This is a genomic window from Pseudomonas sp. NBRC 111140, assembly GCF_001320885.1.
Taxonomy (GTDB): domain Bacteria; phylum Pseudomonadota; class Gammaproteobacteria; order Pseudomonadales; family Pseudomonadaceae; genus Aquipseudomonas; species Aquipseudomonas putida_P.
In genome coordinates this window covers 1-14274 of sequence record NZ_BCBQ01000124.1, presented here as the reverse complement: position 1 = coordinate 14274, position 14274 = coordinate 1, and the positions used below count along the sequence as shown (strand labels likewise).

Genomic DNA, 14274 nt, shown 5'->3' with positions numbered 1-14274 from the left:
CACTTCGACGGTGGCACCCGGTTCGCCACGCCCACTGAGCGCCGCGCCACCCGGGCCAACCAGAATATTGCTGACAGCATCGGGCGGGGTGATGTCGGGGGCGGTGAATTCCAGCGGTATCGAGCTGTTGCCGGCGGCGTCGACCTGGCGGATATCCAGGGCTTCACCGTTGGCCTGGGCAGGCGAAAGCGTAAGGCTGAAGCTACCGTCGGCATTCACCAGGCCGCTGCCGATGAGGTTGCCGGCCGCATCACGCACCTGCACGGTGGCGCCGGGCTCGCCACGTCCAGTGAGGGTTACGCCATTGGCCAAGGCCAGATCGGTCGGCTGGTCGGGGGCGGTGGTGTCAGGGTTGTCGACGTCGGGTGCGGTGACGCTGGCCACAGGCGACGTATTGCCGGCCGCGTCTGCCGCGCTCACTTCAAGGGCCTGGCCGTCGGTTTGTGGCGGTTGCAGGGTTATGCTGAACTGGCCGTCCGCACCGGCCACCCCAGTGCCCAGCAGCACGCCGCCAGTGCCCCGTACCGAAACCGTCGAGCCCGGTTCGGCACGCCCGGTAAGGGTGGTGCCCTGTGCGTCGATGACCAGGTCGGTCGGTGCCAGCGGCGCCGTCACATCCGGGGCGGTGACAGTGCCGGGCGCCGAGACATTGCCCGCGCCATCGGTCAGGGTGACTTCAAGGTTTTCGTTGTTGATCTGTGGCGGGTTCAACGCCACATTGAAACTGCCGTCGGCTGCCACGGTGCCGCTGCCAATCAGGTTGCCGGCGGCGTCACGGATGTTCACCGTGGTGCCCGCTTCGCCGCGGCCGGTCAGGCGCAGGCCATCCGGCGAAACCAGCAGGTCGATGGGCGTGGCCGGTGCTGTGGTGTCAGGGTCCGAGCCACCGCTGCTGCCGCCACCGCTGTGATTGGCCGCAGCCGCCACACCCCCGACACCGAGCAGGCTGAGCCCGGCAATCGCGAAGGTCGACATGGCGCTACCGGCGGTGCCAATCCCTGCAACCAGTTCGTCCAGCGAAGCCACGTCCTCGAAGGTGAAACCGGTGAACGCTGCCGCGTCATACTGGGCGTGCCACAGGGTGCCGTCTTCGCCGACGAAGACGATGTCGCTGCCAACCCCGGCCTGGTCCACGGCGAAGAAGTTGCCGATGGTGACCTTTTCACCGGATTTCAGGGTCACGATCAAGTCTTGCCCGCGCTGGGTAACGGTGGCCACCTTGTCGGGCGATACCGGCATCTGCACGACGCCTGGCCCTTTGAGATTGATGTTGCCCCAGGCGCTCTGAGTGGCGACTTCGGATTGCTTATCGGCGACGACGATGTTGTCCATGGATGCTCCCTGCTGGTATCCGGATCCCCCGGCCCGACTGTTCGGGCCACAACCTGCGTAGCAGAGCCATTTCCGGGCTTTTTACGCACAGCCTCGACCAGGCAGTCGAGAATGGGGTGGTTAGGGAGATATAGCAGCCAGGGTGGAAGCAACCAGATGGCTTTCTGGGTTAATCCTTTTGTGAGTAGGTCTCAGCGAAGCCCCAACCGGCGGGCCAATCGGCTTAAATTGGCGCGGTCCAGGCCAAGCTCACGCGCCGCTGCTGCCCAGTTGTCCTGATGCTTTTGCAAGCAGGCCTCGATCACTTGGCGCTGGTAGATATCGACCGCTTCGCGCAGGCCGCCTTCAGGCAGGGTGGCCGCTGGCGACGGGGCCGCGGGGGAGGGCGGCGAACCTGGCATTGCCGGCGATACGCGCAGGTCCAGATCGATGGCTTCGAGGGTGAGGATGCGTGGCCGGTCGGGGTGCTGGCCCAGCGCCTTGAGTGCCGAGCGGCCGATCAGGTGCTCCAGCTCGCGCACATTGCCCGGCCAGTCGTAGGCGATGAGTGCGGCCTGGGCCTCATTGCTCAGGCGCAGGCTGTTCAGACCCAACCGTGAACGGTTCTGTTCGAGGAAATAGCCAGCCAATAGCAGCACGTCCCGTCCACGTTCGCGCAACGGCGGCACGTGCAACGGGTACACGCTGAGGCGGTGATAGAAGTCGGCGCGGAAGTTGCCGTTACGCACTTCGGCAGCCAGGTCGCGGTTGGTAGCGGCGATCAGGCGCACGTCCACCCGGTGCTCGCGGTCCGAGCCCAGGCGCTGCAACTGGCCGCTTTGCAGCACGCGCAACAGCTTGGCCTGCACCGTCAGGGGCAGTTCGCCCACTTCATCGAGGAACAGCGTGCCGCCGTTGGCCAGTTCGAACTTGCCACGGCGCTCGCCATGCGCGCCGGTGAAGGCACCGCGCACATGGCCGAACAGTTCGCTTTCCACCAGGGTGTCGGGCAGGGCAGCGCAGTTGAGGCTGATCAACGGCTTGTCGGCGCGGCTGCTGGCCTGGTGCAGGGCCTGGGCCACCAGCTCCTTGCCGACGCCGGTTTCGCCGGTAATCAGCACGGTCAGGTCACTGCCACCGACCAGGCGAATTTCCTCTACCAGGCGTTTGTGCGCGGGGCTTTGGCCAATCAGCTCTTTATCCTGGCCGCTGGCCTGGCGGTAGATCTCGGCGCGGTGGTGTTCGTCTTCGGCGCGCAGGGCCAGGTGCTCGATGCGCTCGGCCACGGTAACGGTGGCGGCAGCCAGGCTGGCGAAGGCCTGCAGGGCGTCCAGCTCCAGGCTCTGGAACTGCCCGGGGGTGAGGGCGTCAAGGGTGACCAGGCCCCAGGGGCGCTCATCGACCATCAACGGGCAGCCCATGCAGTCGTGCACTTCAAGGTCGGCATCGGTGGCGTTGACCAGGCCATCGTAAGGGTCGGGCAGTTCGGAGTCGCTGGCAAAGCGGGTGGGTTCCGGGCGGCTGAGCAGTATCTGGAACCGTGGGTGCTCGCTGACCCGGAAGCGCCGGCCCAAGGTGTCCGGGCTCAGCCCATCCACTGCAAGCGGCACCAGCCATTCACCATCCAGGCGCAGCAGTGCGGCAGCATCGCACGGTAGCAGGCTGCGCATGGCCTGCAGCAGGCGGCGGTAGCGTTCCTGGTCGGGCAAATCACGGGACAGGTCGCTTACCAGAGGCAGCAGGGCGGTCAGCAGCGGCTTTGTGGTCATATGGACTCCTGTAGGTCGATATGACTATACGCTGGGGTAGGTCGTTTTGACATGACCTGCGTCAAACCCCTGATTTTGCGGGCGATAAAAGTTGGCACGATTGCTGTAGTAGCAGGGACAGTCATTTGAAGCCACAGGCTCAGGAGTTGTTGCAATGCTCAATGCCGAACAACGTGCAATCATCAAAGCCACTGTACCCCTGCTGGAAAGCGGCGGCGAAGCACTGACCACTCACTTTTACAAGATGATGCTCAGTGAGTACCCGGAGGTACGTCCGCTGTTCAACCAGGCCCACCAGGCCAGCGGTGACCAGCCGCGTGCGCTGGCCAACGGCGTGCTGATGTATGCCCGCCATATCGACCAGTTGGAACAACTGGGTGGCCTGGTCGGGCAGATCATCAACAAGCATGTTGCCCTGCAGATTCTGCCGGAGCACTACCCGATCGTCGGCAGCTGCCTGCTGCGCGCCATCGAGGAGGTGCTTGGCAAGGACATCGCCACCCCTGCCGTGATCGATGCCTGGGGTGCGGCCTATGGCCAGTTGGCCGACATCCTGATTGGTGCTGAAGAGAACCTCTATAAAGAGAAGGAAGAGGCCGAAGGCGGCTGGCGCGGTACTCGCGAATTCCGCCTGGTGCGCCGCGAGCAGGAAAGCAGCGAGATCGTCTCGTTCTACTTTGCCCCGGTGGACGGCAAACCGGTACTCAAGGCCGAGCCTGGCCAGTACATCGGCTTGAAGCTGGACATCGACGGCGCCGAGCAGCGCCGTAACTACTCCCTGTCGGCGCTGTGCGATGGCAAGGAGTACCGGATCAGCGTCAAGCGCGAGGCGGGTGGCAAGGTCTCCAATTACCTGCACGATGAGCTGGTGGTGGGCGATACCCTGCAGCTGTTCCCGCCGGCGGGTGACTTTACCCTGGCCGCCAGCGACAAGCCGCTGGTGCTGATCAGCGGTGGCGTAGGCATTACTCCGACCTTGGCGATGCTGCAGGCAGCGTTGCAAACCCGCCGTGAGGTGCATTTCATTCACTGTGCGCGTAACGGCGCGGTGCATGCCTTCCGTGACTGGATCGATGGGCTGGCAGCGCGTCATCCGCAACTCAAGCGCTTCTACTGCTATGCCGAGCCAGAAGGTGGCGCTGCAGCCGATGCCGTGGGTTTGCTGAGCGAAGACCTGCTGGCCGAATGGCTGCCGCAGGAGCGTGATGTGGATGCCTACTTCCTGGGGCCCAAGGCTTTCATGGCCGCGGTCAAGCGCCAGCTGAAGGGCCTGGGGGTGCCGGAGCAGCAGAGCCGTTATGAGTTCTTCGGGCCGGCGGCTGCCTTGGAGTGATGTGAAACCTGTACCGGCCCTTTCGCGGGCAAGCCCGTGAAAAGGCCGGTACAGGCAAATATCGTTATCCCTGCGGCACTACACCTTCCTGCCTATATATAAGGAAAGATGAAACCAGGCACAGCGCTTTCATCGTTAATCCTCCTTTAATCACGGTATCCTTCACTCCCGGGTGTCGAGGGGCTTGCCCCTGCGCGGCACTCGGGCAGCCGTTTTTTTGCCGCTCGGCGTTGAACCGACGTCGTTGCGGCCGGTCTCAGCCACACCGGATAGCCCTGCGCAGCGCTATCACGCCGCTTCCTCGGCACGCTCACAGGCCTTGCCCAGCGTGTAGACTTGCGCTCAGGCAGGCGGACCACGCTGCCACTATCCATCGAAGGAACCGGTAATGAACGAACAAACATCGCGCCTGAATCGGGAACGGCGCTTTCTGGTGCTGCTGGGCCTGATCTGCCTCTCGCTGATCGGCGGCGCTCTCTATATGCAAGTGGTGCTGGGTGAGGCACCTTGCCCATTGTGCATCCTGCAGCGTTATGCGCTGCTGTTCATTGCCGTGTTTGCCTTCATCGCCGCAGCGATGCCTGGGCGCCGCAGCTTGAGCTTCTTCGAAGCGCTGGTGGTGCTCAGTGCCATTGGCGGAGTCGTTGCGGCCGGCAACCATGTGTATATACTCGCCAACCCCATGGTCAGTTGCGGCATCGATACCCTGCAGCCGATCGTGGATGACCTGCCACTGGCCAAGCTGTGGCCGCTGGCGTTCCAGGTCGATGGCTTCTGCAGCACGCCGTACCCGCCGATCCTCGGCCTGTCGCTGGCGCAATGGGCACTTGTGGCGTTCGTGCTGACTGCTGTGCTGGTTCCGCTCGGGATCTACCGCAACCGACGCCAGGCTTAGACAAAAGTCCCGAATTGCATGGGGTCTTTTACACCGCATGAGAAGAGCGAAAAGTTGCGCACCGCTTGATCCAGATCAACCTCTAGGCCTTGCAGAATGCGGCTTTGAGGCCTAGCAAGCGGGGTGCGACAAACTGTCGCGAAGTTGAATTATTGAGCAGCATTGTTACGTATTCTGTAAAAGACTGTTGCTCAATAAGTCATAGTCAAGGGTTGGCGACCTATCTACAATCGCCCCCAATTTCCGTTCGGCACTGCTTGCGAGTCGCAGGATTGAAGGAAGCCCCAGCGCTCCTTTTTGCTGACTTCGTCAAGTTTCGCCCAACGGCGATACCGGGCGGACACCCCTCCGCGTTTTCCCGCACCAAATGGACTTGGTCTGAAGTACAGGCCTGTTGCCTACGAAACCATAAGCACCGCTAACCCGCTTGAAGCCAAGGTCCTGCAGTCGGACCCCAGGCAGGAGCGAGTACGGGCGCGAAATGCCTCACTTGGCAGGACGAAGTGTTGGCTACCAAAACACAAATTGCATTGAAGCAAGCTGATCTAGAGGTCGTGAGATGAGTAAAAAGCGTTACCCCAGACTGTTTGGCATATTGCCCTTTTTAGGCATGCTTTTACTCAGTGGGTGCAACTGGACCCTGCTCGACCCGAAGGGCCAGGTCGGCATTGAGCAAAAGAATCTGATCCTGATCGCTACCGGCCTGATGCTGCTGGTGGTAATCCCTGTCATCATCATGACCTTGGCGTTCGCCTGGAAGTACCGTGCTTCCAACAAGGCAGCCACCTACACCCCTGACTGGTCGCACTCGACCAAGATCGAGGCTGCGGTGTGGATCATCCCGATCCTGATCATCATCGCCCTGGGTTACGTCACCTACCACTCCACCCACAAGCTGGACCCATACCGTCCACTGGATTCCGATGTGAAGCCGGTGCAGATCGACGTGGTCGCGCTGGACTGGAAGTGGCTGTTCATCTACCCGGAGCAGGGCATTGCCACGGTCAACAAGATCGTCTTCCCAGCTAACACCCCGGTCAACTTCCGCGTCACTTCCGACGCCGTGATGAACTCGTTCTTCATCCCGGGCCTGGGTGGCCAGATCTACGCCATGGCCGGCATGACCACCAAGCTGCACCTGATCGCCAACGAAAACGGCGAGTTCGACGGTATCAGCGCCAACTACAGCGGTGCTGGCTTCACCGGCATGAAATTCAAGGCTACTGCCACCTCTCAGGAAGACTTCGACAAGTGGGTCGCCGAGGTCAAGCAGTCGCCGAAGAAGCTGGACAAGGCCGAATACGACGCCTTGGCCAAACCAAGCGAAAACAACCCAGTCGCGCTGTATAGCGAGGCTTCGCCTGAGCAGTTCCAGCTGATCGTCGACAAGTACGAAGGCATGAACCGCGGCCGTAGCCACGAAGAAGCAGGCAGCAAAGATCTGGCCACAACCAAGGGTGTGGAATCGAGTATGCAACCAGCTGCCGGTGCAGAGGAGTAAGAGATGTTCGGTAAACTAAGCCTGGAGGCGATACCCTATCACGAGCCGATAGTCATGGTGACGCTTGCCATGATCGCGCTCGGCGGTATCGCTGTCGTCGGTCTTATCACCTATTTCCGCAAGTGGACCTACTTGTGGAGCGAGTGGCTGACTACTGTCGACCACAAAAAGATCGGCGTGATGTACATCATCGTCGCGATGATCATGCTGCTGCGCGGCTTTGCCGACGCCATCATGATGCGTACCCAGCTGGCTGCCGCAACCGGTGGCTCCGAAGGCTACCTGCCGCCTGAACACTATGACCAGATCTTCACCGCTCACGGTGTGATCATGATCATCTTCATGGCGATGCCGTTCTTCACCGGCCTGATGAACCTGGCGGTTCCTCTGCAGATCGGTGCACGTGACGTTGCCTTCCCGTTCCTGAACTCCCTGAGCTTCTACCTGCTGCTGGCAGGCGTGCTGCTGGTCAACATCTCGCTGGGCGTTGGTGAATTCGCCAAGACCGGCTGGGTTGCCTATCCGCCGCTCGCGGGCATTCAGTACAGCCCTGGGGTGGGTGTCGACTACTACATCTGGGCGCTACAGCTATCCGGATTGGGTACGACGCTTACCGGCGTGAACTTCCTCGTCACCGTGATGAAGATGCGCGCACCTGGCATGAAGCTGATGGACATGCCGATCTTCACCTGGACCTGCACCTGGGCCAACGTACTGATCGTCGCTTCGTTCCCGATTCTGACCGCTGCACTCGCACTGCTGACTGTTGACCGTTATCTGGACTTCCACATTTTCACCAACGAGCTTGGTGGGAACCCGATGATGTACGTCAACCTGTTCTGGGCGTGGGGTCACCCTGAGGTTTACATCCTGATCCTGCCGGCCTTCGGCGTGTTCTCGGAAGTGACTTCGACGTTCTCTGGCAAACGCCTGTTCGGCCACCACTCGATGATCTACGCATCGGGCGCGATCGCCATCCTGGGCTTTGCGGTATGGCTGCACCACTTCTTCACCATGGGTGCCGGCGCCAGCGTCAACACCTTCTTCGGCCTGGCGACGATGCTGATCTCCATCCCGACCGGTGTGAAGCTGTTCAACTGGCTGTTCACCATGTACCAAGGCCGTGTGCGCTTCACCGCACCGATGCTCTGGACCCTGGGCTTCATGGTCACCTTCTCCATCGGTGGCATGACCGGCGTACTGCTGGCCGTTCCGGGTGCTGACTTCGTTCTGCACAACAGCCTGTTCGTTATTGCGCACTTCCACAACGTGATCATCGGTGGCGCGGTATTCGGCTACATCGCCGGTTTCGCCTTCTGGTTCCCGAAAGCCTTCGGCTTCACCCTGAACGAGAAGTGGGGCAAAGCTGCCTTCTGGTTCTGGCTGTCGGGCTTCTACGTTGCGTTCATGCCGCTGTACGCCCTGGGCTTCATGGGCATGACCCGTCGTCTGAACCACTCCGACAACCCACTGTGGGAACCCTACCTGTACGTAGCCGTTGTCGGCGCCGTGCTGATCCTGTTCGGTATCGCTTGCCAGCTGATCCAGCTGTACGTATCGGTTCGCGACCGCAACCAGAACCTGGACGTGACCGGCGACCCATGGGGCGGCCGTACCCTGGAATGGTCGACTTCGTCGCCACCTCCGTTCTACAACTTCGCCCACATGCCTGAGCAGGTTGGCCTGGATGCATGGCACGAAACCAAGGAAACCGGCAAGGCTTACAAGCCGGCGACCAAGTTCGACGCCATCCACATGCCAAGCAACACCTCGACGGGTCTGTTCATGGGCCTGTTCCTGACCGTCTTCGGCTTTGCCTTCATCTGGCACATCTGGTGGCTGGTTGGCGCAAGCCTGGTTGCAACCATCGCTGTCTTCGTTCGCCACGCTGCCCGTGACGACCAGGGCTACATGGTTCCGGCCGAAGAAGTGGCGCGCATCGAAGGCGAGCGTATGAAAGCGCTGGCCAAAGCAGGTGCTCTGCCTGCCGGCGCACGTGTCGAATCGTTTGAGCGGGTGTAATCAATGTCCAGTCAAGTAATGCACGGCGGCGCTGCTCATGGTCACGACCATGGGCATGACGACCACCACCACGACTCGGGCCAGATGACCGTACTGGGCTTCTGGCTGTACCTGATGACCGACTGCATCCTGTTTGCGTCGCTCTTCGCCACCTACGCGGTGCTGTCCGGCAGTTTTGCCGGCGGCCCGTCGGGTCATGACATCTTCCAGCTCGATTTCGTAGCTGTTGAAACGCTGTTCCTGCTGCTGTCCTCGATCACCTTCGGCTTCGCCATGCTGAAGATGTTCGATGGCAAGAAAGCGGGTGTACTGGGCTGGTTGGCTGTGACCTTCCTGTTCGGTGCAGGCTTCATCGCGATGGAAATCTATGAATTCCATCACCTGATCAGCGAAGGCTTCGGCCCGCAGCGCAGTGGCTTCCTGTCGGGCTTCTTCGCCCTGGTAGGTACCCACGGTCTGCACGTGACTGCTGGTCTGATCTGGATGGCAATCATGATGTACCAGATCAACAAGCACGGCATCACGCCGACCGCCAAGACCCGCATGAGCTGCCTGAGCCTGTTCTGGCACTTCCTGGACGTGGTCTGGATCTGCGTATTCACCGTCGTTTACCTGCTGGGAGTTCTGTAATGGCTAACGCACACGACACTCATCACGAAGGTAACCACGGCAGCGTCAAGTCGTACATGATCGGCTTCGTACTGTCGATCATCCTGACTGCGATCCCGTTCGGCCTGGCCATGACCGCCAGCCTGCCGAAGAACCTGACCGTACTGATCATCGTTGCCATGGCCGTGATCCAGGTAGTTGTTCACCTGGTTTACTTCCTGCACATGGACCGCTCGAAAGAGCAACGCAACAACGTATCGACGTTCCTGTTCACCACCATGGTGATCGCTCTGCTTGTCGGCCTGTCGCTGTGGATCATGTTCAGCATCCACTTCGAAATGTTGGCCAAGTGAGGTAAGACTGCATGTCCGTTAAGCACTTTATCCAAATCACCAAACCGGGGATCATTTTCGGTAACGTGCTTTCCGTGGCAGGCGGTTTCTTCCTTGCCTCGAAGGGCCATGTGGACTTCGCCCTGTTCCTGGCGGTGGTGATCGGTACTTCGCTGGTGGTCGCGTCCGGATGCGTGTTCAACAACTGCATCGACCGTGACATCGACCACAAGATGGAGCGCACCAAGAACCGCGTCATGGTGCAGGGCGGCATGTCGCTGCCCCTCGCGCTGATCTACGCCACCCTGCTCGGGGTGGCGGGTTTCAGCTTGCTGTATGTTCAGGCCAACCCGCTGTCGGCGTTCTGCGCGCTGATCGGCTTCATCGTCTACGTCGGTTTCTACAGCCTGTGGCTGAAGCGTAAATCGGTGCACGGCACCTTGGTCGGCAGCCTGTCCGGTGCCATGCCTCCGGTGATCGGCTACTGCGCCGTCAGCAACAGCTTCGACCTGGCTGCGGTAACCCTGCTGGTGATGTTCAGCCTGTGGCAGATGCCGCACAGCTTTGCCATCGCGATCTTCCGCTTCAAGGATTACAGTGCTGCCAACATTCCGGTTCTGCCGGTGGCGCGCGGTGTTCTTGCGGCGAAGAAGCAGATCGTGCTGTACGTGCTGGCCTTCGTGCTCGCCACCTTGATGCTTACCCTCGGCGGTTACGCCGGCCTCGGCTACCTGGCCGTGGCGGCTGCCATGGGCCTGTACTGGCTGTACATGGCTTGGGGTGGCTACAAGGCCGAGGACGACAGCAAGTGGGCCCGTAAGGTATTCGGCTTCTCCATCCTCACCGTCACTGCCCTGAGCGTGATGATGGGTGTGGACAGCCAGACCGCTGCGGACGTGCTGATGACTTACGCACGCTGATACTGCTGCCTGTTTCACGAAAACCCCGGCCATGTGCCGGGGTTTTTTTATGGGTGTTTTCCAGTGTCGGCCTCTTCGCGGATGAACCAGAGGCCAGTCCTGAAACATAGATTTCGTATTTTCAAAAAATACGTCTGAAAAAATATATATAAACAGGAAATCTTCCTTTACAGATATCCTGTTTCGGCATTATCTTCTGATTCAGGCCGCCACATCGGCCAGCGTCGCTCGGACGGTTCCGGGCGCTTACGTACTCAGAGGAAGCCATGGCCATCCCAGGTTCGCCGCGCCGCTTTGCGCGCATCGATCGTCTCCCCCCATACGTCTTCAACATCACTGCCGAACTCAAGATGGCTGCCCGCCGCCGTGGCGAGGACATCATCGACCTGAGCATGGGCAACCCCGATGGCGCCACCCCGCCGCACATCGTCGAGAAGCTGGTGCAGGTTGCCCAGCGTGAAGACACCCACGGCTACTCCACCTCTCGTGGCATTCCGCGCCTGCGTCGGGCCATTTCCAACTGGTACAAGGAACGCTACGAGGTCGACATCGACCCGGAAAGCGAAGCCATTGTCACCATTGGCTCCAAAGAAGGCCTGGCCCACCTGATGCTGGCCACCCTTGACCAGGGCGACACGGTGCTGGTGCCCAACCCCAGCTACCCGATCCACATCTACGGTGCGGTCATTGCCGGCGCTCAGGTGCGTTCGGTACCACTGGTGCCGGGTGTGGACTTCTTCAACGAACTCGAACGGGCCATCCGCGAGTCGATTCCCAAGCCGAAGATGATGATTCTCGGTTTCCCGTCCAACCCCACCGCCCAGTGCGTGGAGCTGGACTTCTTCGAGCGCGTGGTGGCCCTGGCCAAGCAGTACAACGTGCTGGTGGTACACGACCTGGCTTACGCCGACATCGTCTACGACGGTTGGAAGGCCCCGTCGATCATGCAGGTGCCTGGTGCCAAGGACATTGCGGTGGAATTCTTCACCCTGTCCAAGAGCTACAACATGGCAGGCTGGCGGATCGGCTTCATGGTCGGCAACCCCGAATTGGTCAACGCCCTGGCGCGGATCAAGAGTTACCACGACTACGGCACCTTCACCCCGCTGCAGGTGGCAGCCATCGCTGCGCTGGAGGGCGACCAGCAGTGTGTACGCGACATTGCCGAGCAGTACCGCCAGCGCCGCAACCTGTTGGTGAAAGGTCTGCACGAGCTGGGCTGGATGGTCGAGAACCCCAAGGCATCGATGTATGTGTGGGCGAAGATCCCCGAGCAATACGCGCACCTGGGTTCGCTGGAGTTTTCCAAGAAGCTGCTGGCCGAGGCCAAGGTCTGCGTCTCGCCGGGGATCGGCTTTGGTGACTATGGCGATGACCATGTGCGCTTCGCCCTGATCGAGAACCAGGACCGTATTCGCCAGGCCATTCGCGGGATCCGGCAGATGTTCCGGGCTGACGGGCTGACCAACAAGTAATTTTCAGGGGGCCGCTTTGCGGCCCCCTTTCTTCAGGTGAGAGCTTTCCGCCTGCATTCCATCGATCTGCCTACCTATCTTCAGCACTCATTTCTCACCACAGAGATCTACGAATGAGTGTCTTCACCGCCTATTTCTGCGGCACCGGCTCCCACCGCTTCGACGATACCAACCCCAACTTCTGGAACGGCGAGCTGGTCTCGACCCTGGCCAGCAACGACCAGGGCCGCGAATTCGCCCACTGGATCGCCGTAGACGGCCCTGGCAGCGGCAACCTGCAGGATGACAACCTGTTCGTCGAGCCCGGCGGCTACTTCAACTGGACGGGCCAGCTGTTCGGACGCGGCTGGGAAGAGAACGTCAACCATGTGCTGCAGGTGATCAGAGGGGAGAGCAGCTGGCAGCGCACCAAACTCAGCGAAGAGGATTACGAGCGGCTGAAGAGCGCCGGCGTACCCATCCCGGACCCTTCCTCCACAGCCTCCTGGTTCTGGCGCACTTACGACTACGGCGAGCGCCACCCAACCCCGCAGGAACTGCAAGAGCGCATCATCAGCATGTTCCGCAAACCACGCATTCCAACCCAGGTCAACCTGGTCGGCTGGAGCAGGGGAGGAATCAGTTGCCACATGCTGGCCAATGCCATGGCGCAAGACCCTGTACTGCGCGCCATCCCGGTGAACATATTTGCCATCGACCCGGTGCCTGGGGTCGGCAATGTGCAAACCGAGCGCGTCACTTTGGCTGATAACGTCAAAGAGTACGTCGGCTTCTACTCGCGGGATGAGCGGTCCAAAGGGTTTGCCTGCGTGATCCCGTCAATTGCCAGTGGCACGCGGATCTGCGTTTACCCGATGCCGGGGCGCCATGCCACGCTGGTGGGTAATGCATCCGGCGATGGTGCGAGCGACGGCAAAGTGCTCAAGGAACCGGGGCTGATCGTTCGCCATCTCGCCGAAGTCTGCCTGACCCGTTGGGGTGTTCAGCTGGGCAAGCGGCTGGCCTTGAACGACACGCAACTGATGGCGTACCACCAGGCCATGGCCGCTGCCGAGGGGCAGTACCAAGCCATGCGAAGTAAGTCGTACACCGTACTGACCGAGGGTGACAAGCACGACCGGTTGGTACATTGCGGCGAGACCCGCACGGGTTTCAGCAAGGTGTGTGGTGATGACTACGATCCGATCGAGGGCCTAGCCCTGCAGCGTTGGGATACCACGACCTACAAGGCACTGCGATAAATGAAACGGGCGGCCGGATCAGTGGCAATTTTTTTTGCAGGCGCCCTCTATCCAGCCGCCCCGGATTCGATTGAAAATGGCGCAGCGGGCCAGCCCCGATAACAACAACCTTCCCTCCGTGACATCATGTCTGAATATAACCCTTGCCTTGACTGCGGCGCCTGCTGCGGGTACTTCCGTGTGTCCTTCTTCTGGGGCGAATGCCAGTCTGCCGGGGGCGTTGTGCCGGATGACCTGGTGGTGCAGATCAACCCCACCCGCGTTGCTATGATCGGCACCGATGCCAAGCCATGCCGCTGCGTCAGCCTTGATGGCGAGATCGGCAAGGAAGTGGCTTGTACCATTTATGCCAACCGTTCCAGCCCTTGCCGTGAGTTCGAGGCGTCGTGGGAAGGCGGGGTGCACAACCCAAGCTGCGACGATGCACGGGCGGCGTATGGGCTGCCACCGCTCACGCCGCCAGGGGCCAACGAGCCGCATTGGCCGGATGATGGCGCTGAGGTGGCCTGATACTGCAAGGTTGCCAGTAACGGCTGGCATGTGCATGTCGGAACGTTTGCGGGGATTTTGAAATCGAGCGCCGCCCGCGCGACGCTCGATCTCTGCATCACCAAAAGACCCAAGCCATGCCCATCCACCCCCGCATGTAGTTAAACTGTCATCTCCCCAGCAATGGACAGGAGATCCGGCGTGACCCCACCCCGCAGTTTCCCCAGTGACCTCTGCCTCGACAGCCCGCGCCTGCAATTGCGCCCCATGCGCCATGCCGATGCCGCGCAGTGGCTGGCGATCATGGCCGACCCCGAGGTCATGCGTTATTGGCACCATGCCCCCTGGCAAGACCTGGCCGAGGCCGAAAGCGCTCT

Annotated in this window: 13 protein-coding genes; 11 read left to right on the top strand and 2 right to left on the bottom strand. The window is 60.9% G+C overall.

What is annotated here, in order from left to right; translation table 11 throughout:
• Window positions 1-1332, bottom strand: a 1332-nt coding sequence (locus APH42_RS26415) for an Ig-like domain-containing protein (RefSeq protein ID WP_156352930.1), incomplete at its 3' end; no start/stop codon positions are given.
• Between the two features lie 191 nt (window positions 1333-1523).
• Complete coding sequence (gene norR / locus APH42_RS26410; protein ID WP_060494574.1) at window positions 1524-3080, bottom strand: nitric oxide reductase transcriptional regulator NorR; 1557 nt, start codon at window positions 3078-3080, stop codon at window positions 1524-1526.
• A 154-nt stretch (window positions 3081-3234) separates the two neighbouring features.
• Here norR and hmpA point away from each other — a divergent pair, with 154 nt between their 5' ends.
• From hmpA to APH42_RS26355, 11 genes are all read left to right on the top strand, one after another.
• Window positions 3235-4413, top strand: coding sequence for an NO-inducible flavohemoprotein (gene hmpA, locus APH42_RS26405; protein ID WP_060494573.1), 1179 nt, complete (start codon window positions 3235-3237; stop codon window positions 4411-4413).
• Between the two features lie 388 nt (window positions 4414-4801).
• Window positions 4802-5308 carry a disulfide bond formation protein B gene (locus tag APH42_RS26400; protein WP_012270557.1) on the top strand — a complete coding sequence of 169 codons (507 nt, stop codon included), beginning with the start codon at window positions 4802-4804 and terminating at the stop codon, window positions 5306-5308.
• Window positions 5309-5867: 559 nt separating this feature from the next.
• A complete protein-coding gene (cyoA, locus tag APH42_RS26395) occupies window positions 5868-6809 on the top strand; it encodes a ubiquinol oxidase subunit II (RefSeq protein ID WP_012270558.1) in 942 nt (313 codons plus the stop codon).
• 3 nt (window positions 6810-6812) lie between these two features.
• Window positions 6813-8831, top strand: coding sequence for a cytochrome o ubiquinol oxidase subunit I (gene cyoB, locus APH42_RS26390; RefSeq protein WP_012270559.1), 2019 nt, complete (start codon window positions 6813-6815; stop codon window positions 8829-8831).
• A 3-nt stretch (window positions 8832-8834) separates the two neighbouring features.
• A complete protein-coding gene (gene cyoC, locus APH42_RS26385; protein WP_012051225.1) occupies window positions 8835-9461 on the top strand; it encodes a cytochrome o ubiquinol oxidase subunit III in 627 nt (208 codons plus the stop codon).
• Window positions 9461-9793, top strand: a complete 333-nt coding sequence (cyoD, locus tag APH42_RS26380; RefSeq protein WP_012270560.1) for a cytochrome o ubiquinol oxidase subunit IV — start codon at window positions 9461-9463, stop codon at window positions 9791-9793. Before cyoC ends, cyoD begins: the two co-directional genes overlap by 1 nt.
• An 11-nt stretch (window positions 9794-9804) precedes the next feature.
• Window positions 9805-10692 carry a heme o synthase gene (gene cyoE, locus APH42_RS26375; protein ID WP_012270561.1) on the top strand — a complete coding sequence of 296 codons (888 nt, stop codon included), beginning with the start codon at window positions 9805-9807 and terminating at the stop codon, window positions 10690-10692.
• A 266-nt stretch (window positions 10693-10958) separates the two neighbouring features.
• Window positions 10959-12167: an alanine transaminase gene (gene alaC, locus APH42_RS26370; protein ID WP_012270562.1), complete on the top strand. Its 1209-nt coding sequence runs from the start codon at window positions 10959-10961 to the stop codon at window positions 12165-12167.
• Between the two features lie 113 nt (window positions 12168-12280).
• Complete coding sequence (locus APH42_RS26365) at window positions 12281-13408, top strand: hypothetical protein (RefSeq protein ID WP_012270563.1); 1128 nt, start codon at window positions 12281-12283, stop codon at window positions 13406-13408.
• Between the two features lie 126 nt (window positions 13409-13534).
• Entirely contained in the window at window positions 13535-13918 is a 384-nt protein-coding gene (locus APH42_RS26360; RefSeq protein ID WP_012270564.1) for a YkgJ family cysteine cluster protein, read from the top strand.
• Window positions 13919-14098: 180 nt separating this feature from the next.
• On the top strand, window positions 14099-14274 hold a 176-nt coding region (locus APH42_RS26355; RefSeq protein ID WP_156352927.1), incomplete at its 3' end, for a GNAT family N-acetyltransferase.

What these genes read in the sequence shown, in the direction of transcription:
- cyoD (WP_012270560.1), top strand. Translation starts at nt 9,461, where the DNA reads ATGGCTAACGCACACGACACTCATCACGAAGGTAACCACGGCAGCGTC.
- cyoC (WP_012051225.1), top strand. Translation starts at nt 8,835, where the DNA reads ATGTCCAGTCAAGTAATGCACGGCGGCGCTGCTCATGGTCACGACCAT.
- APH42_RS26400 (WP_012270557.1), top strand. Translation starts at nt 4,802, where the DNA reads ATGAACGAACAAACATCGCGCCTGAATCGGGAACGGCGCTTTCTGGTG.
- hmpA (WP_060494573.1), top strand. Translation starts at nt 3,235, where the DNA reads ATGCTCAATGCCGAACAACGTGCAATCATCAAAGCCACTGTACCCCTG.
- cyoB (WP_012270559.1), top strand. Translation starts at nt 6,813, where the DNA reads ATGTTCGGTAAACTAAGCCTGGAGGCGATACCCTATCACGAGCCGATA.
- cyoE (WP_012270561.1), top strand. Translation starts at nt 9,805, where the DNA reads ATGTCCGTTAAGCACTTTATCCAAATCACCAAACCGGGGATCATTTTC.
- APH42_RS26365 (WP_012270563.1), top strand. Translation starts at nt 12,281, where the DNA reads ATGAGTGTCTTCACCGCCTATTTCTGCGGCACCGGCTCCCACCGCTTC.
- cyoA (WP_012270558.1), top strand. Translation starts at nt 5,868, where the DNA reads ATGAGTAAAAAGCGTTACCCCAGACTGTTTGGCATATTGCCCTTTTTA.
- norR (WP_060494574.1), bottom strand. Translation starts at nt 3,080, where the DNA reads ATGACCACAAAGCCGCTGCTGACCGCCCTGCTGCCTCTGGTAAGCGAC.
- alaC (WP_012270562.1), top strand. Translation starts at nt 10,959, where the DNA reads ATGGCCATCCCAGGTTCGCCGCGCCGCTTTGCGCGCATCGATCGTCTC.
- APH42_RS26360 (WP_012270564.1), top strand. Translation starts at nt 13,535, where the DNA reads ATGTCTGAATATAACCCTTGCCTTGACTGCGGCGCCTGCTGCGGGTAC.